Source organism: Janthinobacterium sp. TPC_1, from assembly GCF_056037845.1.
Genome location: NZ_CP195157.1, coordinates 4600222 through 4626229, shown reverse-complemented (window position 1 = coordinate 4626229; position 26008 = coordinate 4600222). Strand labels below are relative to the sequence as shown.

The 26008-nt window shown below is 62.2% G+C and carries 16 protein-coding genes, 3 tRNA genes and 4 pseudogenes; 8 read left to right on the top strand and 15 right to left on the bottom strand.

Annotated features, from left to right (window positions below; translation table 11 throughout):
- Nucleotides 1-40 precede the first annotated feature (40 nt).
- Nucleotides 41-988: an AraC family transcriptional regulator gene (locus ACQVLG_RS22530; protein WP_474291065.1), complete on the top strand. Its 948-nt coding sequence runs from the start codon at nt 41-43 to the stop codon at nt 986-988.
- Here the strand turns inward: ACQVLG_RS22530 and ACQVLG_RS22525 are convergent.
- Nucleotides 970-4541 (bottom strand): annotated as a pseudogene (locus tag ACQVLG_RS22525) (hydantoinase B/oxoprolinase family protein). The gene ACQVLG_RS22530 and the pseudogene ACQVLG_RS22525 sit on opposite strands and share 19 nt — an antisense overlap.
- Nucleotides 4542-4670: 129 nt before the next feature.
- On the opposite strand from ACQVLG_RS22525, the pseudogene ACQVLG_RS22520 reads away from it, so the two are divergent.
- Nucleotides 4671-6211, top strand: a pseudogene (locus tag ACQVLG_RS22520) (NAD(P)H-hydrate dehydratase).
- Nucleotides 6212-6219: 8 nt separating this feature from the next.
- On the opposite strand, the gene ACQVLG_RS22515 reads toward ACQVLG_RS22520, so the two are convergent.
- Nucleotides 6220-6867, bottom strand: a complete 648-nt coding sequence (locus ACQVLG_RS22515; protein ID WP_070218863.1) for an ABC transporter ATP-binding protein — start codon at nt 6865-6867, stop codon at nt 6220-6222.
- A gap of 133 nt (nt 6868-7000) precedes the next feature.
- On the opposite strand from ACQVLG_RS22515, the gene ACQVLG_RS22510 reads away from it, so the two are divergent.
- Nucleotides 7001-7690, top strand: a complete 690-nt coding sequence (locus tag ACQVLG_RS22510) for an arylesterase (protein WP_474295764.1) — start codon at nt 7001-7003, stop codon at nt 7688-7690.
- A 70-nt stretch (nt 7691-7760) separates the two neighbouring features.
- Here the strand turns inward: ACQVLG_RS22510 and ACQVLG_RS22505 are convergent, their stop codons facing one another.
- From ACQVLG_RS22505 to tig, 8 genes and pseudogenes are all read right to left on the bottom strand, one after another.
- Nucleotides 7761-9686, bottom strand: a complete 1926-nt coding sequence (locus ACQVLG_RS22505) for a SurA N-terminal domain-containing protein (RefSeq protein ID WP_474291064.1) — start codon at nt 9684-9686, stop codon at nt 7761-7763.
- A gap of 411 nt (nt 9687-10097) precedes the next feature.
- Nucleotides 10098-10174 (bottom strand) — tRNA-Asp (locus ACQVLG_RS22500).
- A 17-nt stretch (nt 10175-10191) separates the two neighbouring features.
- Nucleotides 10192-10268 (bottom strand) — tRNA-Asp (locus ACQVLG_RS22495).
- Between the two features lie 125 nt (nt 10269-10393).
- Nucleotides 10394-10666: an HU family DNA-binding protein gene (locus tag ACQVLG_RS22490; protein ID WP_010398442.1), complete on the bottom strand. Its 273-nt coding sequence runs from the start codon at nt 10664-10666 to the stop codon at nt 10394-10396.
- Nucleotides 10667-10870: 204 nt separating this feature from the next.
- The gene (gene lon / locus ACQVLG_RS22485) at nt 10871-13282 is read right to left on the bottom strand and encodes an endopeptidase La (RefSeq protein WP_474291063.1); all 2412 of its coding nucleotides are present in this window, start codon (nt 13280-13282) and stop codon (nt 10871-10873) included.
- A 276-nt stretch (nt 13283-13558) separates the two neighbouring features.
- On the bottom strand, nt 13559-14827 hold the full coding sequence (clpX, locus tag ACQVLG_RS22480; RefSeq protein ID WP_076568804.1) for an ATP-dependent Clp protease ATP-binding subunit ClpX: 1269 nt from the start codon (nt 14825-14827) through the stop codon (nt 13559-13561).
- 199 nt (nt 14828-15026) lie between these two features.
- A complete protein-coding gene (gene clpP, locus ACQVLG_RS22475; protein ID WP_369811567.1) occupies nt 15027-15644 on the bottom strand; it encodes an ATP-dependent Clp endopeptidase proteolytic subunit ClpP in 618 nt (205 codons plus the stop codon).
- A gap of 85 nt (nt 15645-15729) precedes the next feature.
- A pseudogene (tig, locus tag ACQVLG_RS22470) lies at nt 15730-17071 on the bottom strand (trigger factor).
- 604 nt (nt 17072-17675) lie between these two features.
- Between tig and ACQVLG_RS22465 the strand changes: the two are divergent.
- The 3 genes from ACQVLG_RS22465 (at nt 17676) to ACQVLG_RS22455 (ending at nt 19388) form a co-directional block, all read left to right on the top strand.
- Complete coding sequence (locus ACQVLG_RS22465) at nt 17676-17858, top strand: hypothetical protein (RefSeq protein ID WP_230538138.1); 183 nt, start codon at nt 17676-17678, stop codon at nt 17856-17858.
- 94 nt (nt 17859-17952) lie between these two features.
- Complete coding sequence (locus tag ACQVLG_RS22460; RefSeq protein WP_474291062.1) at nt 17953-18582, top strand: hypothetical protein; 630 nt, start codon at nt 17953-17955, stop codon at nt 18580-18582.
- On the top strand, nt 18528-19388 hold the full coding sequence (locus tag ACQVLG_RS22455) for a hypothetical protein (protein ID WP_474291061.1): 861 nt from the start codon (nt 18528-18530) through the stop codon (nt 19386-19388). Before ACQVLG_RS22460 ends, ACQVLG_RS22455 begins: the two co-directional genes overlap by 55 nt.
- Before the next feature lie 65 nt (nt 19389-19453).
- Here ACQVLG_RS22455 and ACQVLG_RS22450 read toward each other — a convergent pair.
- From ACQVLG_RS22450 to ACQVLG_RS22430, 5 genes and pseudogenes are all read right to left on the bottom strand, one after another.
- A tRNA-Leu gene (locus ACQVLG_RS22450) sits at nt 19454-19535 on the bottom strand.
- 187 nt (nt 19536-19722) lie between these two features.
- Nucleotides 19723-22820, bottom strand: a pseudogene (locus ACQVLG_RS22445) (efflux RND transporter permease subunit).
- Nucleotides 22817-23017 (bottom strand): hypothetical protein, encoded by a 201-nt coding sequence (locus ACQVLG_RS22440; RefSeq protein ID WP_474291060.1) that lies wholly within the window; start codon nt 23015-23017, stop codon nt 22817-22819. Before ACQVLG_RS22440 ends, ACQVLG_RS22445 begins: the two are co-directional and overlap by 4 nt.
- Nucleotides 23014-23361 carry a hypothetical protein gene (locus tag ACQVLG_RS22435; protein WP_474291059.1) on the bottom strand — a complete coding sequence of 116 codons (348 nt, stop codon included), beginning with the start codon at nt 23359-23361 and terminating at the stop codon, nt 23014-23016. Before ACQVLG_RS22435 ends, ACQVLG_RS22440 begins: the two co-directional genes overlap by 4 nt.
- The gene (locus ACQVLG_RS22430; protein ID WP_474291058.1) at nt 23322-23987 is read right to left on the bottom strand and encodes an efflux RND transporter periplasmic adaptor subunit; all 666 of its coding nucleotides are present in this window, start codon (nt 23985-23987) and stop codon (nt 23322-23324) included. The genes ACQVLG_RS22435 and ACQVLG_RS22430 overlap by 40 nt, the downstream gene beginning before the upstream one ends.
- A gap of 255 nt (nt 23988-24242) precedes the next feature.
- Between ACQVLG_RS22430 and hpnC the strand changes: the two genes are divergently transcribed.
- Nucleotides 24243-25124 (top strand): squalene synthase HpnC, encoded by an 882-nt coding sequence (hpnC, locus tag ACQVLG_RS22425; RefSeq protein WP_474291057.1) that lies wholly within the window; start codon nt 24243-24245, stop codon nt 25122-25124.
- A 46-nt stretch (nt 25125-25170) separates the two neighbouring features.
- Nucleotides 25171-26004 carry a presqualene diphosphate synthase HpnD gene (hpnD, locus tag ACQVLG_RS22420; RefSeq protein ID WP_139092815.1) on the top strand — a complete coding sequence of 278 codons (834 nt, stop codon included), beginning with the start codon at nt 25171-25173 and terminating at the stop codon, nt 26002-26004.
- Nucleotides 26005-26008: the final 4 nt, after the last annotated feature.

The following is a 26008-nucleotide window of genomic DNA, read 5'->3' as shown; positions in this document are numbered from 1 at the left end:
AGATCAAGCCCCGCCCTCCTCGCCTGACGCCTACCGCACCATGCCCGCACCAATTCCCCCGCAAGATGAAATCGCCGCCCTGATCAGCCGCCACGCGCCGCGCAACGGCGACTATGCGACGGCCATCGCCAACCTGACGTTCCACCGCCAGTCGTCCGTCACGGAATCGCTGTTCCACGCGGCGCGCCCCAGCGTGGCCATCATCGCGCAGGGCGCGAAGGACGTCACCCTGGGCAGCGAAACCTTCCACTACAGCCGCATGCAGTACCTGCTGACGTCCGTCGACCTGCCCGTGCAGGTGCGCGTGGCGCAGGCGAGCGAGGAACAGCCGCACCTGTGCGTGGTGCTGGGCATCGACATCGCCGACGTGGCGGCGCTGCTCGACGGCGAAAGCGCAGGCAGCGCGGGTGGCGCGGCGCAGCAGAAGAGCCTGCCCGCCACGCGCGGCATTTCCGTCAGCGACGTCTCGCCCGAGCTGCTCGACGCCATGCTGCGCCTCGTGCGCCTGCTCGACAAGCCGGGCGAAATCGCCGCGCTGGCGCCCCTGATCCGCCGCGAGCTGACGTATCGCCTGCTCAATGGCCCCGTGGGCGCGCGTTTGCGCCACATGGCGCTGGCCAGCAGCCAGTCGCACCAGGTGGCGCAAGCCATCGACTGGATCAGGCACCATTACGCGCAGCCGCTGCGCATCGAGCACCTGGCCGGCATGGCGAACATGAGCATGTCGTCGCTGCACCACCACTTCAAGGCGATTACGGCCATGACGCCGATGCAGTACCAGAAGCTGCTGCGCCTGCAGGAAGCGCGGCGCTTGATGCTGGTCGAGCAGATCGACGCCGGCACGGCCGGCTACCGGGTCGGCTACGCCAGCGAATCGCAATTCAGCCGCGAATACAGCCGCCAGTTCGGCCGCGCCCCCATGCGCGACGTGGGCCAGGTGCGGGCGCAACTGAGCGGCGCCGGCACGGCTTACTCCAACTTGCCGTAACCGCCCCCGCCAGGCGTCTCGATGACGAACACGTCGCCGGGGCACATATCGGTCTTGCCGATGTGCGCCAGCTGTTCCACCGTGCCGTCCACGCGCTCGACGTAGTTGCGCCCCAGCGCGCCCGCCTCGCCGCCGTCCATGCCGAACGGGGGAATAATGCGGTTGTTCGACAAAATCGCCGCCGTCATGGGTTCCAGAAAGCGCACGCGGCGCACGCCGCCATTGCCGCCATGCCAGCGCCCCGCCCCGCCGGAACCGGCACGGATGCTGTAGCTGTCGAGCCGCACGGGGAAGCGCCACTCGAGGATTTCCGGGTCCGTCAGGCGCGAATTGGTCATGTTCGTCTGCACCACGTCCGTGCCGTCGAAACCGGGGCCGGCGCCCGATCCGCCCGAAATCGTCTCGTAGTACTGGTATTTCTCGCTGCCGAACGTGAAATTGTTCATCGTGCCCTGCGAGGCGGCCATCGCGCCCAGCGCGCCGTACAGGGCGTTGGTGATGCAGGTCGAGGTTTCCACGTTGCCCGACACAACGGAGGCCGGGTACTGCGGATTGAGCATGGAGCCGGGCGGGATGATCACGGTCAAAGGCTTCAGACAGCCCGCGTTCAGCGGTATCTCGTCGTCGACCAGGGTGCGGAACACGTACAGCACGGCCGCCATGCAGACGGCGGACGGCGCATTGAAATTGTTCGGCAGCTGGGCGGACGTGCCCGTGAAGTCGATGACGGCGCTGCGTGCAGCCACGTCGACCGAAACCGCCACCTTGATCTGCGCGCCGTTGTCCAGGTTCAGCGCGTAGCTGCCATCCTTCAGGGTGGTGATGACCCGGCGCACGGCTTCCTCGGCGTTGTCCTGCACATGGCCCATGTAGGCTTGCACGACCTCGATGCCGAAATGCGCCACCATCTTGCGCAGTTCTTCGGCCCCCTTCTGGTTGGCCGCCACCTGGGCGCGCAAATCGGCCACATTCTGCTGCGGATTGCGCGCCGGCCAGCTGGCGCCCGCCAGCAAGGCCAGGGTTGCATCTTCGCGCATCGCGCCCGTGGCGCCGTCGACCAGCTTGAAATTATCGATCAACACACCCTCTTCCTCGATGCGCGTGGAGTCGGGCGGCATCGAGCCTGGTGTCGTGCCGCCGATGTCCGCATGGTGGCCGCGCGAACCCACGTAAAACAGGATGGCAGCGCCGTTTTCGTCAAACACGGGAGAAATCACCGTCACGTCGGGCAAGTGCGTGCCGCCGTGGTACGGGTCGTTCAGCATGTACACGTCGCCGGGCCGCATGGCGCCCGCATTGCGCGTCATGACGGTGCGGATGCTCTCGCCCATCGAGCCCAGGTGCACGGGCATGTGCGGCGCGTTGGCGATCAGCTGGCCTTGGGCGTCGAAGATGGCGCAGCTGAAATCGAGCCGCTCCTTGATGTTGACGGAATGGGCCGTATTCTGCAGGCGCAGGCCCATCTGCTCTGCGATCGACATGAACAGATTATTGAAAATTTCCAGCATGACGGGATCGGCATTCGTCCCGATGGCGACACGCTCCGCACGGCGACGACTCTGCGCAAGATCAAATGGCCGTGCGCCGTCACTTCCGCGCGCCAGCCCGGTTCGATGACGGTGGTGGCGTTGGCGTCGCTGACGATGGCCGGGCCATCGATGGCGTCGCCGGGACGCAGGCTGTCCGCCCCATACAGGCCGCTGTCGCGCCACGCGCCGGCGCAGTACATGGCCACCGTCTGCACGGGCGCCAGTGCGCCTTCACGGGACGCATACGCGGGCGCGGCCGGTTCCGGCGCATCGGAGGCGCCGATGGCTTCCACGGAAATGGCTTCGACGATCAGCGCGCGCGCCGGCATCAGGAACGAAAAGCGCTTTTTGTACGCCGCTTCGAACTGCGCCTGCATGCCGGCCAGCGTATCGGACAGCACGACGAGGGCCGTATCCGTGCCTTCATAGCGCAGGTGCACGCGATGCACGAGCGCGATGCGCTCCCCCGCCACGCCCTGGCGCAGCAAGTCGCGCCGCGCCAGTTCGCCCAGGGCCGCGAAATCGCCCGCCAGGTCCACGCCCAGTGCCGCCTCGATGGCCCGCTCGCGCATGGCGCTCTGGTCGGCCAGGCCCATGCCGTAGGCCGACATCACGCCCGCCAGGCTGTGGATGAAGACCGTGCGCATGCCCAGCGCATCGGCCACCAGACAGGCATGCTGGCCGCCCGCGCCGCCAAAGCTGGTGAGCGCATAGTCGGTGACGTCGTGGCCCCGCTGCACGGAAATCTGCTTGATGGCGTTGGCCATATTGCCCACGGCGATGGCGACATAGCCTTCGGCCACCTGCTCCGGCGTGCTATCTACCGTGCGCGCCAGCGCTTCGAACTGGGTACGCACGGTGGCCGTGTCCAGCGCCTCATCGGCGCCGGGGCCGAAGACACGGGGGAAGAAGGCGGGCTGCAGCTTGCCCAGCATGACGTTGCAGTCGGTGACGGCCAGCGGGCCGCCGCGCCGGTAGCTGGCGGGGCCGGGATTGGCGCCCGCGCTGTCCGGCCCCACCTTGTAGCGGGCGCCGTCGAAATGCAGGATGGAGCCGCCGCCCGCCGCCACCGTGTGGATGCTCATCATCGGTGCGCGCATGCGCACGCCAGCGATCTGCGTCTCGAACACGCGCTCGAATTCGCCCGCGTAGTGCGACACGTCGGTGGACGTGCCGCCCATGTCGAAGCCGATGACCTTGTCGAAGCCGGCCAGCGCGCTGGCGCGCACCATGCCGACGATACCGCCGGCGGGGCCGGACAGGATGCTGTCCTTGCCCTGGAAGGCGCGCGCATCCGTCAAGCCGCCGTTCGACTGCATGAATTGCAGGTGCACGCCGGGCAGCTCCATTGCCAGCTGGTCGACGTAGCGGCGCAGGATGGGAGACAGATAGGCGTCGACCACCGTGGTGTCGCCGCGCGCCACCAGTTTCATCATGGGGCTGACCTCGTGCGACACGGACACCTGCGTAAAACCGGCCTCGCGCGCCAGCTGGGCCAGCCGCGCCTCGTGCGCGTGATGGCGGTAGCCGTGCATCAGCACGATGGCGATGGCGCGCACGCCGCGCGCGTAAGCCTGTTCCAGCGCGGCCCGGGCGGCCGTCTCGTCGAGCGGCGTGACCACCTCGCCATGGGCGCCCACTCTTTCATTGATTTCAATCACGTCGCCGTACAGCAGTTCGGGCAAGATGATCTGGCGCGCAAACAGCTGCGGGCGGTTCTGGTAGGCGATGCGCAAGGCGTCGCGGAAACCCCGCGTGATGGCCAGCACGGTCGGCTCGCCCTTGCGTTCGAGCAGCGCATTGGTGGCGACCGTCGTGCCCATCTTGATGGCGCCCACCCGTTCCACTGATAGGGGCGCGCCGGGCGCAAGGCCCATCAGCTGGCGCATGCCGGCCAGCGCCGCGTCGCGGTACTGGCCCGGGTTTTCCGACAGCAGCTTGTGCGTGGCCAGGCTGCCGTCAGGACGGCGCGCCACGATGTCCGTAAAGGTGCCGCCCCGGTCGATCCAGAATTGCCAGTCCATGTGTTGAGCTCCACTATGTGAGATGGCTATTGTAGCCGCCAAACAGGGGCGCGTTTCAGGCGTGCGCGCCTTGCCTTTCGCCCGCTTCGGCCTTATGTTGAAGGCATGCTGACTAACGGAACACGCGCCATGACACTGATCGACTCCGCAACACCGCTGTACGCCATCGCCGAACTGCGCGCCATCGAACAAGCCGCCCTGCGCGGCCTGCCGCAAGGGCTGCTGATGCAGCGCGCGGGCCAGGCCGCCGCCAGTGCCGCCCTGAAGCTGCTGCACGGGCAGGAAGACGGCGACGCGGGCCACCGGCGCGTGCTGGTGCTGGCCGGCCCCGGCGACAATGGCGGCGATGCGCTGGAAGCGGCCGCGCACCTGGCCGCCAGCGGCACCGAGGTGCTGATATGGCTGGCGCCCGAAGCAGCGGCCACGTCGCCCGAACGCGAACAGGCCCTGAGCCGCGCCCGCAACAGCGCCGCGCGCTTCATGGACGCGGCAACGTCCATGGCGTCGGCCGCCGTGGGCGCCGCGCCCTGGCACCTCGTCATCGATGGCCTGTTCGGCATCGGCGCCTCGCGCCCCCTGGACGGCGAATGCCGCGACATGGCGCAGCTGGTCAACAAGCTCGATTGCCCCGTGCTGGCGCTCGACGTGCCCAGCGGCCTGCATGCGGACACGGGCGCCATCGACGGCGTCGCCATCCGCGCCACGCATACGCTCACCTTCATCGGCGACAAGCCGGGCCTGCACACGGCAAATGGCCGCGACTATGCGGGTGAAGTGGAAGTGGCGGCGCTGGCCATCGACCCATCGCTGCTGCCGCCCGCCAGGGCCCAGCTGGGCGGCCTGCACCTGTTCGCCCGCCAGTTGCAGCCGCGCCGGCAGAACACGCACAAGGGCAGCTACGGCAGCGTGGCCGTCATCGGCGGCGCGCAAGGCATGGCCGGCGCGCCCATCCTGGCGGCCCGCACGGCCCTGCATGCGGGCGCGGGAAGAGTCTACATCGCCTTTCCCGACGCGCCGCCCGCCTTCGACAGCGGCCAGCCGGAACTGATGTGCCGCCGCGCGCAGGACGTGGATTTTTCGGGTCTGCACTTTGCCGCGCTCGTGGCGGGGCCGGGCCTGGGCGACGACGTCGATACGGTGGAGCTGCTGCAGCGTGCCATTGACAGCGACAGCCCCCTGCTGCTCGACGCCGATGCGCTGAACCTGATGGCGGCCGAGCCGGAGCTGCAATCGGCGCTGGCCGTGCGCACGGGCGCGGGAGCGACGATATTGACACCCCATCCGCTGGAGGCGGCGCGCCTGCTCGACCTGACGGCAGCCGAGGTGCAGGCCGACCGCCTGGGCGCGGCGCGCCAGCTGGCGGCGCAGCTGGGCGTGATCGTGGTACTCAAAGGTTCGGGCACGGTGATCGCCGCGCCCGATGGCAGCGTCGTCGTCAACAACACGGGCGGCCCCGCGCTGGCCACGGCCGGCACGGGTGACGTGCTGTCGGCCTGTGCGGCAGCCTGCTGGCGCAGGGTTGGCCGGAATGGGAAGCGGCGCTCGGCGCCGTGTGGCTGCACGGCGCGGCGGCGGACGCGCTGGTGGCCGCCGGCAGCGGCCCGATCGGCTTGACGGCGGGGGAATTGATACCGGCAATCCGCAAGCTGATCAATGCCTTGTCGGCATAGTTAAAACGCTATACCAGCCGCCCTGCCGCAATCGTAATCGTCCGGCCGCAACGGGCCGCGATCGAGCTGTCGTGCGTGACAAGCACCAGGGTCGAGCCCCGTTCGCGGTTCAGCTCGAACATCAGCTGGATCACGGCTTCGCCAGTGGCGGCGTCCAGGCTGCCCGTCGGCTCGTCGGCGAACAGCAGCGGCGGCTCCGTGACGAACGCGCGCGCCAGGGCCACGCGCTGCTGCTCGCCGCCGGACAGGTATTTCGGATAGTGTTTCAGGCGGCTGCCCAGGTTGACTCTGCCCAGCATGGCTTGCGCCTTTTCCTTCGCATCGGGGTCGCCGCGTAATTCCAGCGGCAGCATGACGTTTTCCAGCGCCGTCAGGTGGGCCAGCAGCTGGAAGGACTGGAACACGAAACCGAGCTTTTCCTTGCGGAAACCAGCACGGCCGTCTTCATCGAGGGCGAAGATATCGGTGCCATCGAGCACCACCTTGCCGTCGCTGGGCGTGTCCAGTCCCGCCAGTAAACCCAGCAAAGTCGACTTGCCGGAACCGGAGGCGCCGACGATGGCCAGCGTCTCCGCCGTTTGCACGGTAAAATCGACTTGATGCAGGATGGTCAGCTCACCATCGGCATCGGGTACGCGCTTGGCCAGCTGGACCACTTCGATGGCCGGCCGGGCATTTTGGCTGTTTTGACTGTTTTGGCTGTTGCTTGCGGCGGGCCGCTGGTCCGCTCGCCGTGCGGCTGTCTCTGACGGGAGAAAACTGGTGGAAGTCGCTTTAGGGAATTCGGGCATGCTGATCTATCTTAAAAAATTTCGTGAACAAATAAGTGTCGAGGACGCCAACCGCGCACGGCGGCGCACCCTGTCCTTGCTTCCTGCGGCAGCCCTGCTCCTGATGTCAGGCATGACGAACGCCTATTCTGCACCAAAAACGCTGCTGGTGCTCGGCGATAGTCTCTCGGCCGAGTATGGGCTGGCGCGCGGCACCGGCTGGGTGGCGCTGCTGGAACAGCGGCTGGCCGCACAGCAGAACGACACGCGCATCGTCAACGCCAGCATCAGCGGCGAGACCACGAGCGGCGGCCGCGCCCGCCTGCCGGCCCTGCTGACCAAGCACCAGCCCGACGTCGTGCTGATCGAACTGGGCGCCAACGACGGCTTGCGCGGCTTGCCCGTGGCGGCCGCCGAAGCGAATCTGCGCGCCATGGGCGAGGCAGCCAAAAAATCGGGCGCGCAAGTGGTGCTGGTGGGCATGCGCATGCCGCCCAACTATGGCCGCGCCTACGGTGAACAATTTTATGGCGTGTACGGCAAGCTGGCGAAGGAATGGAAGGCGCCGCTCGTCCCCTTCATGTTCGAAGGCATCGCCGACCAGCCTCAGCTGTTCCAGGCCGACCGCATGCACCCGAACGCCAAGGCGCATCCGACCATCCTGAAAAACATCTGGCCGCAACTGGCGCCGTTGCTGAAAGCCAAGTAAGCCTGTCGATTCCGCAGACAAAAAAATAGCCGCTCTGGGAGCGGCTATTTTTATGCGTGGAAACTAAATCTTACGGCGCTTCCGGCGCTGCGGCGGCTGGGGCGGTGACCGGTTTGACGATCTTCACCTTGGCCTTGGCTTTCAGGTATTCGACGTAATCGAACATTTCCTGTTGTGCCAGGATGCCGCTGATCTGGTCTTTCTCTTGCTGGCGGCGCGCCGCGTCCACTTGCGCCGGCTGCTGCACCTTGGCGATGCGGTAGATGCCGTAGCCCAGGGCTGGCAAGTCCACGCCCACATAGGCTGGCAGCTTGCTCGTGTCCGCCTTCATGACTTGCGCGATGGCGGCGCGGTTGATGCCGTCCAGCTTGCTGCGCGATACCCATTGGGCGGCGCCGAAACCGGTCGCGTCGCCGGAAGCCTTCAAGGCGGCCAGCTTGGTCTCGCCCGCTTTCTTGGCCAGCTTTTCCGCTTCTTCCAGCGTCACGCGCTGACGGATCATCGCTTCGACTTCGGCCAGCGGACGCTTCGAGGCGGGCTTGAATTCCACCACGCGGCCGGCGATCAGCACGTTCGGCGCGACGGTGACGGCTTCCGTGTTGCGCTTGTCTTTCAGCGAATCGTTCGAGAAGATGGCGGCCAGGAACTTGGCGTTGTTGAACGGCGCCTTGCCCAGTGCCGGCGACGGCGTGCGCGACAGGTTGGCGGCGGTTTCCACTTTCAGCTTCAGCTTGTCGGCCACCGGCTTCAGGCTGTCCGATTGCTCGTAGACCGTGTTGGTGAACGTTTCCGCCATTTCCGAGTATTTCTTGGCAGCAAATTGCTTGCGCAGGTCGGCCGTGATTTCGCCCCGTACTTCATCGAGTGCACGCACGTGCTGTGGTTTGAGCGAGGTGACGGTCAGGATGTGGAAGCCGAAATCGGAAGCGACGACATCGCTGATTTCACCTTGCTTGAGCTTGCTGACGGCGCTCAGCAGCGGTGCCGGCAAGCCATCCTTGCCGATCACGCCCAGGTCGCCGCCCTGTTCGGCGGAGGCCGGATCTTCCGACTTGGCCTTGGCTACGGCGGCAAAGCTGGCAGGCGTTTTACGCACTTCGGCCAGGATGGCTTCCGCCTTGGCCTTCGCGGCTGCCTTGTCGGCGGCCGAGGCGTCTTTCTTGACGGCTACCAGGATGTGGCTGGCCTGGCGCGCTTCTGGCGTCGTGTAGGCTTTCTGGTTCTTCGCATAGTAGGCGGTCACGTCGGCGTCGCTGACGTCGACTTGCTCGCCGGCAGCGCTGTCGTCCAGCACGACGTATTCGATCTTCGCTTGTTCCGGGATTTCGAAGAACTTGCTGTTCTTATCATAGAAAGCCTTGATCATGGCGTCCGTCACTTTGACTTCCGGCACGTACTGGGCGATCGGCAGCAGCAATTCCTGCACTTCACGCTCTTCCGAGGTGATGTCGGACAGGCGCTTGGAGACGGTGTTCGGCGCGAAGGCCGTGCCTTGCACGGCGCCGGCCAGTTGCTGCAGGGCCAGGTCGCTGCGGCGGCGCGCATCGTACATCTGCGGCGTCATGCCTTGGGCAGCCAGCATGGCCTTGTAGCGTTCCAGGTCGAATTTACCGTCCGGCAAGGTCAAGCCTGGGATTTCCAGCACTTCCTTTTGCAGCACGGCATCGCTGATGACCAGGTGGCTACGGCCCACTTCGGCGGCCACGGCGCGCTCGGCGATCAGGTTGTCGAGGATGCTCTGGCGCGCTTCCGGCGTATCGAACATTTTCTGGTCGAACTGCTCGCCCATCATCTGGCGGTAGCGATCGATCTGCTGGCGTTGCGCTTCTTCATATTGCTGCTGCGTAACGACCTGGTCGCCGACCTTGGCGATGGTGTTCGCGCCGTCGCCGAAGCTTTGGTAGCCGCTGATACCGACCAGTGCAAAAGACGGGACGATGACCAGCATCAAGAGAAACTGCATCAAGCGTCGATGGGTACGAATAAATTCAAACATGGTCAGCCAATTCGGGATGAGTGGATCACTATAAAAAAAGGCGAACATGCGTTCGCCTTGATTTCTTCGGCGGAATGGACGGGACAGATGTCCACTTCCCCTTTAGATTCAACAACTTGGCGCTGGAACTAAAGCAGGATTCTGACGCCCAAGCCATTATCTCCTGATTCTACAATGCCCATAGCGCTATAGCAAGGGTAAATCAGGGCGCGCGCCCTGCCCTGGCGCTGCGGGGACGGCAAGGCGCAGGATCCGGGCATTTAACCCGGCGCAGCTTAAAGGGGATTTAAACGCAGGTGTTTTTATTCAAAACGGCAGGAAGGGATTTTAGAAAGCAGGCGCGCCGAGATAATCGGTCGCCGGAAAAGAAAAACCCGCGCTACTTATTCAGCAGCGCGGGCTTCTATATTCTGGCGGAGCGGACGGGACTCGAACCCGCGACCCCCGACGTGACAGGCCGGTATTCTAACCAACTGAACTACCACTCCTTAAGAGCGTATTTTTTTGGCGGAGCGGACGGGACTCGAACCCGCGACCTCCGACGTGACAGGCCGGCATTCTAACCAACTGAACTACCACTCCGAAAAATACACAGTACTGCTTGCATTTGTATCCAGGGCTGTTATTCGAAGAACATCAACCCTGAAATCGCGGCACCCGGAGGCGCCGCCAAATGTTTCCGGTGATTGTCACCTCACCGAAGTCCGTTAGTTTACAGCATCCTTCAAAGCTTTACCAGCTTTAAATTTTGGAACTTTTGCTGCTTCGATCGTGATCGCTTCTTTGGTACGCGGATTGCGGCCGGTACGTTCAGCGCGTTCGCTGACCGAGAAAGTGCCAAAACCAACCAGCGTCACGCTGTCGTTGTTTTTCAAAGTTTCCGTCACGCCGCCGATAACAGCGTCGAGTGCGCGCGCAGCGGCGGCTTTGGAAATGTCAGCTTTTTCAGCAATGTGGTCGATCAATTCAGTCTTGTTCACTAGCATCCCCAATTACAAAGGTATAAAACGTTTACCGTATCGTTGCGGCACTTTTGGCACCACAGCTGTCCGGCGAAAAAAATGTGCAGGCGTATTAAACAAGCCACACTGTATATGTGTCAAGCGCTTTGGGGGCGCAATTCACGTTTCAATATAAAACAAGCGCTCTAAAAGCGCTTGTTTGGGGAAAACAGGGGTAAAACGTTAGTGTTTTACCACCTCGCCAGCCGCATCAGGCTTCGCCGCGGCGGCCGTGACAGCCTCCACCGCAGCCACTTCAGCCAGTGCTTCCGGCATGCGTTCGAGGGCGATTTCCAGCACTTTGTCGATCCAGCGCACGGGAACGATCTCCAGTTTGTTCTTGACGTTGTCCGGAATTTCGGCCAGGTCTTTCACATTCTGCTCTGGAATCAGGACCGTCTTGATGCCGCCGCGATGGGCCGCCAGCAGCTTTTCTTTCAAGCCGCCGATCGGCAACACTTCGCCGCGCAAGGTGATCTCGCCCGTCATCGCCACATCGGCGCGCACGGGAATGCCCGTGAAGACCGACACCATCGCCACCGTCATGGCCGCGCCAGCCGAAGGACCGTCCTTCGGTGTCGCGCCTTCCGGCACGTGGATGTGGATGTCGCTCTTCTCGAACACGTCCGCCTTGATGCCCAGGCGCTGTGCCCGGCTGCGCACCACCGTGCGGGCTGCCTCGATCGACTCTTTCATGACGTCGCCCAGGGTACCCGTGCGGATGATGCCGCCCTTGCCCGGCATCGACACGGCTTCGATGGTCAGCAGATCGCCGCCCACTTCCGTCCATGCCAGACCGACCACCTGGCCCACCTGGTTTTCTTTCTCTGCGACACCAAAATCGTAGCGGCGCACGCCGAGGAACTTGTCCAGGTTCTTCGAGTTGACGATGACTTTCTTGTCGGATTTTTTCAGCAGCAGCATCTTGACCACCTTGCGGCAGATCTTCGACACTTCACGCTCGAGCGAACGCACACCGGCTTCCCGCGTGTAGTAGCGGATGATGTCGCGCAGGGCCGACTCGGCCACCGAAATTTCGTCTTCCTTCAAGCCATTGTTCTTGATCTGCTTCGGCAGCAGGTAACGCTGCGCGATGCTGGTCTTTTCATCTTCCGTGTAACCGGACAGACGGATCACTTCCATGCGGTCAAGCAAGGCTGGCGGAATATTGTACGAGTTCGACGTCGCCACGAACATCACGTCGGAGAGGTCGAAATCGACTTCGATGTAATGGTCGGAGAACGTGTGGTTCTGTTCCGGGTCCAACACTTCCAGCAGGGCTGACGAAGGATCGCCACGGAAATCGGCGCCCATCTTGTCGACTTCATCGAGCAGGAACAAAGGATTGCGCACGCCGACTTTCGACAGCGATTGCAATATCTTGCCCGGCATCGAGCCGATGTAGGTGCGGCGGTGGCCGCGGATCTCGGCTTCGTCGCGCACGCCGCCCAGGGCCATGCGCACGAACTTGCGGTTCGTCGCGCGGGCGATGGACTGGCCCAGCGAGGTCTTGCCCACGCCCGGAGGACCGACGAAGCACAGGATAGGCGCTTTCAGCTTGTCGACGCGCTGTTGCACCGCGAGGTATTCCAGGATGCGTTCCTTGACCTTGTCGAGGCCGTAGTGGTCGCCTTCGAGCACTTTTTCAGCGTTCGCCAGGTCGTTATTGACCTTGGATTTCTTTTTCCAAGGCAAGTTGACCAGGGTGTCGATGTAGTTGCGCACGACGGTGGCTTCGGCCGACATCGGCGACATCAGTTTCAGCTTCTTCAGCTCGTTGGTAGCCTTGTCGAGCGCTTCCTTCGGCATCTTGGCCGAAGCGACTTTTTTCTCCAGCTCGTCGAGGTCGGCACCATCTTCGCCCTCGCCCAGTTCTTTCTGGATCGCCTTGACTTGCTCGTTCAGGTAGTACTCGCGCTGCGACTTTTCCATCTGGCGCTTCACGCGGCCGCGGATGCGCTTTTCCACCTGCAGGATGTCGAGCTCGCCTTCGAGCTGACCCAGCAGGTGCTCGAGGCGCTTGGCCACGCTGAAAATTTCCAGGATGACTTGTTTTTGCTCAAGCTTCAGGGGCAGATGCGCGGCCACCGTGTCGGCCAGGCGGCCGGCATCGTCGATACCCGACAGCGAAGCGAGGATTTCCGGCGGGATCTTCTTGTTCAGTTTGACGTACTGGTCGAACTGCTGCACGATCGCGCGGCGCATGGCTTCGACTTCCGACTCGTCGCCCGGCTCGGACTCGAGCGGCGTCAGGTCGGCGATGAAGTGCGTCGGCGCATCGCTGATGTGGTTGATACGGGCACGCTGCGCGCCTTCGACCAGCACCTTGACGGTGCCATCGGGCAGCTTCAGCATTTGCAGAATATTGGCAACGCAGCCAATTTCATAGATATCCGAAGGAGACGGCTCGTCCTTCGCGGCTGCTTTTTGAGCGGCAAGCATGATGCTCTTGCCCTGCTCCATCGCAGCTTCCAGCGCCTTGATCGACTTTGGACGGCCAACGAACAGCGGTATCACCATATGCGGGAAAACGACGACATCCCGCAACGGCAATAACGGCAGTTGAGTTTGCTCAGTTAATTTGGAAGTTGTCATGGCGTACCTTATAGAAAGCGTGTTTACGATGTTGGCGCTCGCTGCCAAAACACAAGACCGGCGAGAATAAATAATTCTGTGAAACAAACATTTTTCTGTCTATTTCGCAAAACACACCCGCATGACGGTAATAAATGCAGTTTTCACAGTAAAAAAGCCACGCGCAGCTAAGCGCCGCGAGTGGCTTTCCGATTGAAGCCTGCACTCATTGATTTAAATTGTACTGCCATGCTTTAAGGAATCAAAACCCTTTTTATGCATTTGTCTCAGCAGTAATCAATTTTCTCCGGAGGCCTTGGCAGTCTCTTGATAAATCAATAAAGGTTTGGCGCCACTGGTGATGGTATTTTCGTCGATGACGACCTTCACCACATTTTGTTCGCTCGGCAGTTCGTACATGACGTCCAGCAAAGCATGTTCCAGGATGGAACGCAGGCCACGGGCACCGGTCTTGCGCGCCAGCGCCTTGCGGGCGATGGCATGCAGGGCGGCCGGACGAATCTCCAGTTCCGCGCCTTCCATCTCCAGCAGCTTCGAATACTGCTTGATCAGCGCATTCTTCGGCTCGACGAGGATCTGAATCAGCGCCTCTTCCGTCAATTCCGCCAGGGTGGCGATGACGGGCAGACGGCCCACCAGTTCCGGGATCAGGCCGAACTTGACCAGGTCTTCCGGCTCCGCTTGCAACATCAGTTCGCTGGCCGAGCTTTGCGACTTGCTGCGCACCGTGGCCGAGAAGCCGATGCCGCTCTTTTCGGAACGGTTGGCGATCACTTTCGACAGGCCGTCGAAGGCGCCGCCGCAGATGAACATGATGTTGGTCGTGTCGATCTGCACGAAATCCTGGTTCGGGTGCTTGCGGCCGCCTTGTGGCGGCACGGAAGCCATCGTGCCTTCGATGAGCTTGAGCAAGGCTTGCTGCACGCCCTCGCCCGACACGTCGCGCGTGATGGATGGATTGTCGGACTTGCGCGAAATCTTGTCGATTTCATCGATGTAGACGATGCCGCGCTGGGCTTTCTCGACGTCATAGTTGCAGCTTTGCAGCAACTTCTGGATGATGTTTTCCACGTCTTCGCCCACGTAACCGGCTTCGGTCAGGGTGGTGGCGTCGGCGATCACGAACGGCACGTTGAGCATGCGCGCCAGGGTCTGTGCCAGCAGGGTCTTGCCCGAGCCGGTAGGACCGACCAGCAAGATGTTGCTCTTGGCCAGTTCGATGTCGTCTTTCTTGCCCAGGTGCTTGAGGCGCTTGTAATGGTTGTACACCGCCACCGACAGGATGCGCTTGGCAGTCTGCTGGCCGATCACGTACTGATCGAGCAAGGCGGCAATTTCTTGCGGCGTCGGCAGGTCGGATTTGGTACCGGTCACCGTCTCGATGCTCGACGTTTCATCACGGATGATGTCGTTGCACAGGTCGATGCACTCGTCGCAAATGAACACGGACGGGCCGGCGATGAGTTTCTTCACCTCGTGCTGGCTTTTGCCGCAGAACGAGCAATACAGTAATTTTTCGCCGCTAGAGGATTTTTTGTCTGACATAAGGCATTTTGGTTGGAACTGCATTAACAATATTGCAAAATCGCAAGCCGGAGTGCGGTAGTTGCCGGAAAGGCAGCTACCCATGGTGCAAGTCAACAACGTGCACAAGCTCCATGCTACCCGAAATAAAAGCGAAACGCCCGAACGTTTGATCGCCCGGGCGTTTACTTACGTACTTAGCAATACCGGTAGGGGCTCATCAAGCGCGGCTGGTCAACACTTTGTCGATCAAACCATACTCAACGGCCTCGTCGGCGGACATGAAACGGTCGCGGTCGGTGTCCTTGGCGATCTGTTCGATCGTCTGGCCCGTGCGCTCGGCCATGATGCCGTTCAAGCGGGTGCGCAGGTAAAGGATTTCCTTCGCCTGGATCTCGATATCGGACGCCATGCCTTGCGAACCACCGGACGGCTGGTGAATCATGATGCGCGAGTTCGGCAGCGAAAAACGCTTGCCCTTGGCGCCAGCGGCCAGCAGGAAAGCGCCCATCGAGGCAGCCATGCCCGTGCACAGGGTCGAGACGTCCGGCTTGATGAACTGCATGGTGTCGTAGATGGCCATGCCGGCCGAGACCGAACCACCTGGCGAGTTGATGTAGAGCGAGATTTCCTTTTCCGGATTTTCGCTTTCCAGGAACAGCAGCTGGGCGACAACCAGGTTGGCCATCTGGTCATTGACCGGGCCGACCATGAAAATCAAGCGTTCCTTCAGCAGGCGCGAGTAAATATCATACGAGCGCTCGCCGCGACCGCTTTGTTCCACCACCATCGGCACCAGGCCGAGCATCTCTGTGTCCAGCGCCGGATTACGGTTCATACCTGTCATTTCATTTCCTTGTGAAGCAGTTAGAGGGCGCCGCCCCGGCCTTGCGGCCGGGAGCGGCATCCGGATACCAACTGGTTTACGCTTGTGCGTTGCTTCCCATCAGTTCGTCGAAAGCAACTGCTTTCGTCGTGACTTTCGACAGGCCCAACACGTAAGTGACGACGTTTTCTTCCAATACAAGGGCTTCGATCTCACCCAGACGACGACGGTCGCTGTAGTAGTACTTCAGCACTTCGCGTGGATCTTCGTAGCTTTGGGCGAAATCTTCGATTTGCGCCTTGACTTGCTCAGGCGTAGCCTGCAGCTTGTTGTCGCCCACCAGTTGCGACAGGATCAGGCCCAGGCGTACGCGACGCTCGGCTTTTTCCGCGAACAGTTTCTGCTGGGAAAGGCACGTCCTTGACGTTCATGCCGCGCTGCGCCATGTCCTGGCGGGTCATTTCGGCCAGACGCTCGGAATCCTGAGCGATCAGCGTTTTTGGCACTTCCAGCTCAGCAACTTTGATCAGCGCGTCCATGACGGCTTCCTTGTTGCGTGCTTTCACGCGGCCAGCGACTTCGCGTTGCAGGTTGACTTTGATGTCTTCGCGCATTTTGGCCAGGTCGCCATCGGCAACGCCCAAGGACTTTGCGAATTCGGCATCGACTTCCGGCAGGTGCGCCCATTCCAGCTTTTGCAGCGTGATGGTGAACGAAGCGGTTTTGCCGGCAACGTCTTTACCGTGGTAGTCCTCTGGGAACGACAATGGGAAAGTCTTGGACTCGCCCACTTTCAGGCCCAGGGTCGCTGCTTCGAATTCCGGCAGCATGCGGCCTTCGCCCAGCACGAAAGCGTAGCCTTCAGCTTTGCCGCCTGGGAATTCAACGCCGTCGATCGAGCCGACGAAGTCGACGGTCACGCGGTCGCCGTTGGCAGCGATCGGCTCGCCGCCGTCGCCGTGTTCGCCAGCTTCGCCCTTGGTGTGGAAGTGCACGCGCTGCTTGCGCAGGATATCGATGGTCTTGTCGATTTCGGCTTCCGACACGTCGGCTTGCACGGTTTCGATTTCAACGGCCGTCAGGTCGCCGATGGCGACTTCCGGATACACTTCGAAGGTGGCGTCGAAAGCCAGCTGGCCTTCGGCTGCTTCTTCTTTCGGCACGATGTTCGGGAAACCGGCCACGCGCAGATTGTTTTCGTTGGCAGCGTCGTTGAACGCGCGGCCGACTTTGTCATTCAGCACTTCCGATTCAATTTGGTAGCCGTATTGTGCTGCGACCATTTTCAACGGCACTTTGCCCGGACGGAAGCCCGGTGCCTTAGCCGTACGGGCTTGCACTTTCAGGCGCTTCTCAACTTCCGTGCGGACGTCCGTCAGCGGGAAGGAGATCGTGATACGACGTTCGAGTTTGCCCAAGGTTTCGACTGCAGTTGCCATGTAAAAAATCGTCCAAAAAATAAACACTGTTGGTGCGAGAAAAGAAGACCCGACCCCTTGCGCCATCGCTGACGGCAAGACATGGGTCCAGCTTCACTCGCTCGCATATTCATCTGTAAAAGCACTGCAAGCAGGACAATGGACCTGGTCTACCCGGCTGAGGGAAAACCCGCACCAGGCACCAAACAATCCGCCGCTTCCAGTACTGCGACAGGGCTCCGAGCGTCCAGCCCCGCTTCTCAGTAAATGCAGGGCCGGCCATCATTCGGTAAAGCGTGGCATTATAACAAAGGACTTCGGGAAAGTGGCTGGCTTTGCAGCCCGGCCACAGAGGATACCAGCGGCGGCGAACGAGTCGCTACAGCCTGGGTGGCCCTGTCTTTACTCTTGCCCCGGCATTCTTTATTTCGCCAGAGACAGGCTTTCCAGCCTGCTTCGTTCATTAGTATATGCGAACTGTCGCCCCGCCCCGTCCGAAACAAAGAAATGCGCTCTTGGCGAAGATTTCGGCCAAAAAACCTTTGATTTACCTCAATTTGGCCATTTTTCAGGCAAACCTAAGCCGCTTCGCCCCTCTCCAAGTGCATTTAATGGAGAAAACATCATGAGCGATAGCGCACCCGGCGGTTCCAGCAACGCCAAAGCCAAGCTGCAAATGGTCCTCAGCCGCCTGCTCGACGGCGTAACGGATGACGACCTGCAAAAAATCCAGACGGAAGTCGATGAAATGGAATTGCGCATGAAGGGTGACGGTCACCACGACCACGACCACCCCACCGTCGCCTGACCCGGCCGCGCCGTGCAGCCCGTTCACAGCTTGCGCGCCGCGCCAGCGGACACCGGCGTGCTGGGCGCCGTGGAAACGGCACTGGCGTCCCACCGTGCCTTTGGCGACAGCGGCTACATCCGCGACCAGCTGGCCGTCGCCTACCGGCGGCGGCTGCACAAGCTGGGCCGCAGCAGCGCCCGCGGCGGAAAGCCTGGCTCGCCAGCTCGATGCGGCGCCGTCCGCGCGCCAGCGCCAGCTGCTGGGCGACACGGTGCTGCGCTGCGCCGTCCAGCACGCCATGCGCCAGTTGCACCTGGGCGACGACTACGGCTTGCCCCTGCCGCAATGCGCGGCGCTGTTCCAGGCGGCGGGCGAGCACTTGCGCGCGGGCTTGCCCGGCGGGCCGCTGGTGGCCCATCTGCCGCCTGTGGCCCGGCTGCACGACGAGGGCAGCCCGCAGAGCGAGGACACCTATATATGGCATGCCTGGCAGGAAGGCACGCCATATGCGCGCGCCTTTCTTGCCGTAATGGAAGATAACTATGGCGCGCCGCTGGCCACGCCCACGCCGCAGGAAAGGGTTTTGCTGCGCCGCGGCCTGCGCCTGCTGGAAACCCTGCTGCCCCGTCTGACGGCCAGCGCGCTGTCTCACGTGCAATTGATCGCCCTGTTCCCCAAGCTGGGCACGTGGCGCGCAAGGCATCGAGTTCGCAATTCCGCGTCAATGGCAGCGTGTTCCTGAACCAGGAACTGATCGGCAATCCCTGGTGGCTGGCCGAGCACTTGCTGCACGAATCGCTGCACCAGAAGCTGTACGATTTCCGCCACGGCCATAGCCTGCTGGCCCCCGACTATGCGCGCGACGATGGCGCCAGGGTCTGCTCGCTATGGAATGCGCCCGATGATGACAATAATCACTATTGGGATGCCCACCGCACCCTGGCCGCCTTCCACGTGTACGTCCATCTGGCCTTGCTGTGCCTGCAGGCCGAGCGGCAGGAAGCCACGCTGGCGCCCCGGTACGGCCCCATCGGCCAGCACATGAGCGGCAGCCGGCGCGCCATCGACCGCGCCCGCTACCTGGGCGAACAATTGCACAGCACTACCTGGCCGGAGCTGGGACTGGCCGGACGCCAGATGACGCGCTGGCTGCTGGACGTACTCGATGCGCTCGACACGCAACGGCGGCCTGCCGGCGCCACCCTGCACCTGCTGCTCGACCTGTACGAACGCCAGAGCCGCAAGCTCGACACCTTTCTCCTGCAGCAGCCGCCACCGCGCAGCGAAGCGCTGGCCGCGCTGGCGCAGCAAGAGCTGGCGATGACGCGGCAGGCGCTGCACATGCTGGACCGGGAACTGCCGCCGGCGCCCCCGGCGCAGGAGCACGACTGGCCGCAGGCGCGCCAGCGCGTCTTGCAGGCACTCTGGCCGCTGACCGCGGATGAAACATTGATGGGCAACACTGGCTACCCGCAGGCGCAGGCGCTGATCATGCGGATGGTGCAACAGTCGAGCAGGCAACTGGCGGCACTGGGCGCACTGGGATGATACAGTGAGGGGAAATCAGGGAAAATCTTGATGGTGCTGCACGTCCGGGCTGGAACAACCCGGATTGGTGCGGATGGGGAGACTCGAACTCCCAAGCCGAAGCACTGGCTTCTAAGACCAGCGTGTCTACCAATTCCACCACATCGCATTTTGTACTACTTTGTGCTACTTGCCACAGGCTGCCGCCCCTGATTTTAACAACTCGGGAGCGATCTGGCTACCGCGGACTCATTGAGCAAGCCCGGAGCAAGCGCTCGGTAAAGCAAAGGCGGCATTCTACTGGATTTCCCAGAGGAATGCCGCCTTTTTTATGACTGCACCTTGGTGCTGGCTCCTAGCCTTCTTTTGCAGTCACCGGCTCCGGCTTCCTGACCCGGAACCAGGCCGCATACAGGGCCGGCAGGAACAGCAGTGTCAGGGCCGTCGCCAGGATCAGGCCGCCCATGATGGCGACGGCCATCGGGCCCCAGAAGACCGAACGCGACAGCGGGATCATGGCCAGCGCGGCGGCTGCCGCCGTCAGCACGATGGGGCGGCAGCGGCGCACGGCCGAGTCGATGATGGCGTCCCACGGCGTGGAGCCATCCTTGATGTCTTGCTCGATCTGGTCGACGAGGATCACGGAATTGCGGATGATCATGCCGAACAGCGCGATGACGCCCAGGTTGGCCACGAAGCCCAGCGGACGGTGCAGCAGCAGCAAGGCAAACGCGGCGCCCGCCACGCCCAGCGGCCCCGTCAGGAACACCAGCAGCGAACGCGAGAAACTGTGCAGCTGCAGCATCAGCAAGGTGAAGATGATGAAGATGGCCAGCGGCAAGTTCGCCGCGATCGACGCTTCCGCCTCGCCGCTGTCGGCCGCCACGCCTTTCACGGTGATGCGGTAGCCGTCCGGCATTTTGGCCCGCAAGGCGTCCAGCTGCGGCGCCAGTTGCGTCGATACGGTGGCGCCCTGGATGCCGTCGACCACGTCCGATTGCACGGTAATGGCCCATTCGCGCTTGTCGCGCCAGACGACGCCCGGTTCCCACACAAAATGCACGCGGGCCAGCTGCGAGATGGGCACGGACTTGCCCGTTGCCGTCGGGATATTCGTGTCGTTCAGCACGGAAATCGTCGCCCGCTCCTCCAGCGGTTGGCGTACCTGGATATCGATCAGCTTGTTGTCTTCGCGGAACTGGCCGATGACGGTGCCCGACAGTATCGTATTGGCCGCCTGCATCACCGTTTTCGAGGTGACGCCCAGCGCGCGCATCTTGTCCTGGTCCAGGTCCAGGCGCAGCACTTTCACCGATTCATTCCAGTTGTCATTGACGCCCACGGTGTTCGGATTGGCCCGCAGGATATCCTTGACCTGGTCGGCAATGGCGCGCACACCCGCCACTTCCGGCCCCGTGACGCGAAATTGCACGGGATACGGCACCGGTGGTCCGTTCGGCAACAGTTTTACCCTGCCCCGCACTTCCGGGAAATCCTTCTTGAAGACGTCGATGATCTTCTGGCGCAGCTGCTCGCGGTCCGCCAGGCTCTTCGGCAGGATCACCACTTGCGACACGTTGGTCTGCGGAAAGATCTGGTCCAGCGGCAAATAGAAACGGGGACTGCCCGTGCCCACATAGCTGGTCACGCTTTCCACGCCGTCGAGCTTGCCGACGAACGCCTCGAACTTCTTGACCTGCTTTTCATTCGCGGCGAACGTCGTGCCTTCGGGCGACCACAGTTCCACCATCAGTTCCGGACGGCTGGAATCGGGAAAGAATTGCTTTTCAATAAAGTTAAAGCCATAGATACCGAGCGCGAAGATGGCCAGGGTGGCGGCAATCGTCGTCTTGCGCCATTCCACGCACCAGGCCACGGTGCGGCGGAAGCGGCGGAAGTTCGGCGTATCGAACAATTCATGGTCGTTATGCGCGTGCGGCTTGACCTTCAACAAGACGTAGCCGATGTAGGGCGTGAAGACGACGGCCACCACCCACGAAATGATCAGGGCCAGCGCATTGACGGAGAACAGGGAAAACGTGTATTCGCCGGCGGCCGACTTGGCCAGGCCGATGGGCAAGAAGCCCGCCACCGTGATCAGGGTGCCCGTCAGCATGGGCATGGCCGTCGAGGTATAGGCGAACGTGGCCGCGTCAAAGCGCAGAAGCCCTCTTCCATCTTGCGCACCATCATCTCGACGGCAATGATGGCGTCGTCGACCAGCAAGCCCAGGGCAATGATCAGGGCGCCGAGCGAAATCTTGTGCAAGTCGATGTCAAGCAGGCGCATGCACAGGAAGGTGACGGCCAGCACCAGCGGGATGGTCAGCGCCACCACCAGGCCGGGACGCACGTCGATGCGCAGCGGCTTCGTGTGCAAGCCCAGCGCGACAAAGCTGACGGCCAGCACGATCAGGATGGCTTCGATCAGGGTATGCACGAACTCGCCCACGGACGCGGACACGGCTTCCGGCTGGTTCGACACGCGCTGCAGCTCTATGCCGACCGGCAATTCGCTCTTCATGCGCGTCACCGTTGCCTGCAAGGCCTTGCCCATGTCGATGATGTTGCCGCCCTTTTCCATCGATACGCCCAGGCCGATCACTTCCTTGCCGTTGAAGCGCATCTTGTCCTTCGGCGGATCGACGAATTCACGTTTCACGGTGGCAAAGTCGCCGAGGCGGAAAGTGGTGCCGTTGGCGCGCAATTCCAGGTTTTCCAAGTCCTTGACGGTAAGCATGGCGCCCGTCACGCGCACCTGCAGGTTGTCCGTCGGCGTCACCAGCACGCCCGTGGCGTTGATGCTGTTTTGCTCGGACAATTGCTGCACGATGGCATCGAAAGGAATGCCCAACTGGGCGAATTTCTTGTGCGAAAAGATGATATTGATCTTTTCATCTTGCACGCCGAACAGTTCCACCTTCGATACCTGCCCAACAGAAAGTAATTCCTGGCGCACCTTGTCCGCGTAATCCTTCATTTCCGCGTAGGTAAAACCGTCGCCGGACAGGGCGAAGATGGAACCGTAGGTGTCGCCGAACTCGTCATTGAAGAACGGGCCCACGACGCCGGCCGGCAAGGTACCCTTGATGTCGCCGATCTTCTTGCGCACCTGATACCAGGCGGCGGCTGTTTCCTTGGGCGGCGCCGATTCGCGCAGCTCCAGCAGGATCAAGGTTTCGCCGGGCTTCGAATAACTGGTGATTTCGTCGATGTACGGCGTTTCCTGCAGCTTCTTTTCCAGCTTGTCCGTCACCTGCTCGGCCATCTGCAAGGCCGTGGCGCCTGGCCAGTAGGCTTGCAGCACCATGGCGCGGAAGGTGAACGGGGGATCTTCATCCTGGCCCAGGCTGGCATAGCTGAGCATGCCGCCGATCAGCAGCACGGCCATCAGGTAGCGCGTCAGCGGGATGTGTTCGAGGGCCCAGCGCGACAGATTGAAGCCGCCCTTCATTTGGCCGCACCCACGCTGACAGGGGCAGCGGCGACATCGGGCTTGCTGGCCAGTCCGGCGCCGAGGATGGTCACTTTCTGGCCAGGCTTGAGCAGGTTGACGCCGGCCGTGACCACGGTCTGGCCCGCTTTCACGCCCGAGGTCAGCAGCAGTTCATTGCCCGCCACGCCGCCCACCGTCACCGGCACGAGCTTCACGGTGCCGTTTTCACCACCACCCACACGGAGCTTTGCGATTTTTCGTTGAACAGGGCCGTCAGCGGCACCTTGATCTGCGGCGTGGCCGTTTGCGAGGCGAACTGCACCACGGCCGTCATGCCCAGGCGTGCCTGCGGCGCGTCCGGGATGCTGACCTTGGCCAGGTAGGTGCGCGTGGCGGCATCGGCCACGGGCGACACTTCGCGTATCTTGCCCGGCAAGCCCTGCTTCGGATCGGCCCACAGGCGCACGGTGACATCCTTGACCTTGCGCAAGGTCTCGACCTTGTCTTCGGGAATGCCGATCACGATTTCCTTCTCGCCGCTCTTGGCCACCTGCACCACGGGCGCGCCTGGCGCCACCACCTGCCCCACTTCGGCCTCGATGCGCGTGACGACGCCACGCCATCGACGTCAGCCACCAAGCTGGCATAGCCGGACTGGTTGGCCTGGCCACGGTACAGGGCTTGCGCCGCTTCCACGTTCGCCTGCGCCGCCTTGTAGGTGGCATCCTTGCCATCGAGCACGGCCTGGCTGACGAAATTCTTCTCGCGCAAATCCTGGTAGCGCTTCAGTTCCGCGCGGGCCAGGTCGCGGCTCGTTTCCGCGCTCACCAGCGACGCCTTGGCCTGCGCCTGCGACAGCTGCAAGTCGGCGGGATCGAGCTGCATCAGCACTTGCCCCTTCGTCACGCTGGCGCCCACGTCCACCTTGCGCGCGACGATCTTGCCGCCCACGCGGAAACCCAGCTGCGACACGACGCGGGGCACGACCTCGCCCGCCAGCTCGGCACTCACGTCGACATTACTGCTAGACAACACGATCGCGCGCACGGGGCGCACGTCTTCCACTTTGACGGCAGGCTTGGAACAGGCCGCCAGGGTCAGCGCCAGGGCGGCGGCAGCAATCAGCCGCAGGGCGGGCAGTGCGGGTGCGCCGGTCTCGCGGCGCAGGGTTTTCAGGGCAAACAAGGTATTTTCCTTTACTATGCGGGCTGTAATATTTTTTTATGCGGAGAAACTTTTTGCTTGCCCTTTGGGCCAAGCCAAACTTTTTCGCACGCGATATCCTTAAATTTGTGACAATATCAGCTTGGTCATGGCGGGGAACGATTTCCCGCTAATGACTTTCTGGTTATTAATTATAATCGTGCGTAAAAGTTTTTAGTGACTTTTGCGTCATTAATCTCGAGATTAAAAAACTGCAAGACTAAAGAAGCGTGTTCAATGCCTGTAGACCATTACGAAAATTTTCCTGTAGCATCATTTTTACTGCCGCGCCGCCTGGTGCCCGCCGTCGAAGCCATCTATGCCTTCGCCCGCAGTGCCGACGACCTGGCCGATGAAGGCGACGCCACGCCGGCCGAACGCCTGGCCGCCTTGCACGCCTACGAAGAGGCACTGGGCCGCATCGCCCGCGAGGAAGGCCATGCCGGCGAGAACGCCGCCATGTTCGAACGCCTGGCCGCCGTCATCGCCCGGTTCCAGTTGCCGCTGAAGCCCTTCCACGATCTGTTGTCGGCCTTCAAACAGGATGTGGAAACGACGCGCTACGCCAGCTATGACGACGTGCTCGATTACTGCGCCCGCTCCGCCAACCCCGTGGGACTGCTGATGCTGCACCTGTACGGCGCGGCCGATGAACAGAATGTACGCGATTCCGATGCGATATGTTCAGCCTTGCAATTAATTAATTTCTTGCAAGACGTCGCCATCGACCAGCAAAAGGAACGCATCTACCTGCCGATGGAAGACCTGAGCCGCTTTGCCGTCTCCGCCGCCGCCTTCGAGCGGCCCGAGGCGCACGGCAAGTGGAGCGCCCTGATGCGCTTCGAAGTGGCCCGCACGCGCGCCCTGATGCTGTCCGGCGCGCCGCTGGCCCTGCGTTTGCGGGGACGCATCGGCTGGGAACTGCGCCTGGTAGTGCAAGGGGGCCTGCGCATCCTGGAAGCCATCGAAGCCGTCAATTACGACGTGTTCCGGCGCCGTCCCAAGCTGGAAAAACGCGACTGGCTGATCATTTTCTGGCGCGCCCTGCGCATGTCGCGCAAAAGCCTGCATCAAGAGACGCAAGTAAAAACGGCTTTTCCCCCGTCGCCCACTCTGTAAGACGATAGAATAGCGGCTTCGATCTGCAACCCTTGCTCTTTTGACTATGTCTCCCGACGAATACTGCCAACAAAAGGCCGCCCAGAGCGGCTCCAGCTTCTACTACAGCTTCCTGTTCCTGCCGGCCGAACGCCGCAAGGCCATCACGGCCCTGTATGCGTTTTGCCGCGAAGTCGATGACACGGTCGACGAATGCACGGACGAAGCCGTGGCACGCACCAAGCTGGTGTGGTGGCGCAAGGAAGTCAAGGCCATGTACGAGGGCAACCCCACGCATCCCGTGATGCGCGCGCTGCAGCCGCACCTCGATATTTATAAACTGGAAGAAAAACATTTGCAGGCCATCATCGACGGCATGGAAATGGACTTGAACCAGACCCGCTACCTCGATTACCAGGCCATGAGCCGCTATTGCTGGCATGTGGCCAGCGTGGTGGGCATCTTGTCGGCCAGCATCTTTGGCGCGACCCGTCCGGAAACCCTGCTGTACGCGGAAAAGCTGGGCCATGCCTTCCAGCTGACCAACATCATCCGCGACGTGGGCGAAGATGCGCGCAAGGGGCGCATCTACCTGCCGATCAGCGAGTTGCAGCAATTTAACGTGACGGCAGCCGATTTGCTGAACGCGCGCCACAGCGAAAACTTTGAAAACCTCATGCGCTTTCAGGTGGCGCGCGCGCAAAAGGCGTATGACGAAGCGTTCGCCCTGCTGCCGGCCGAAGACCGCCGCGCCCAGCGCCCGGGCCTGATCATGGCCGCCATCTACCGCACCCTGCTCAATGAAGTCGAGCGCGACGGCTACCACGTGCTGAAGCAGCGCATCTCGCTCACGCCGATCCGCAAACTGTGGCTGGCGTGGAAGACCTGGGTCCGTGGCTGATATT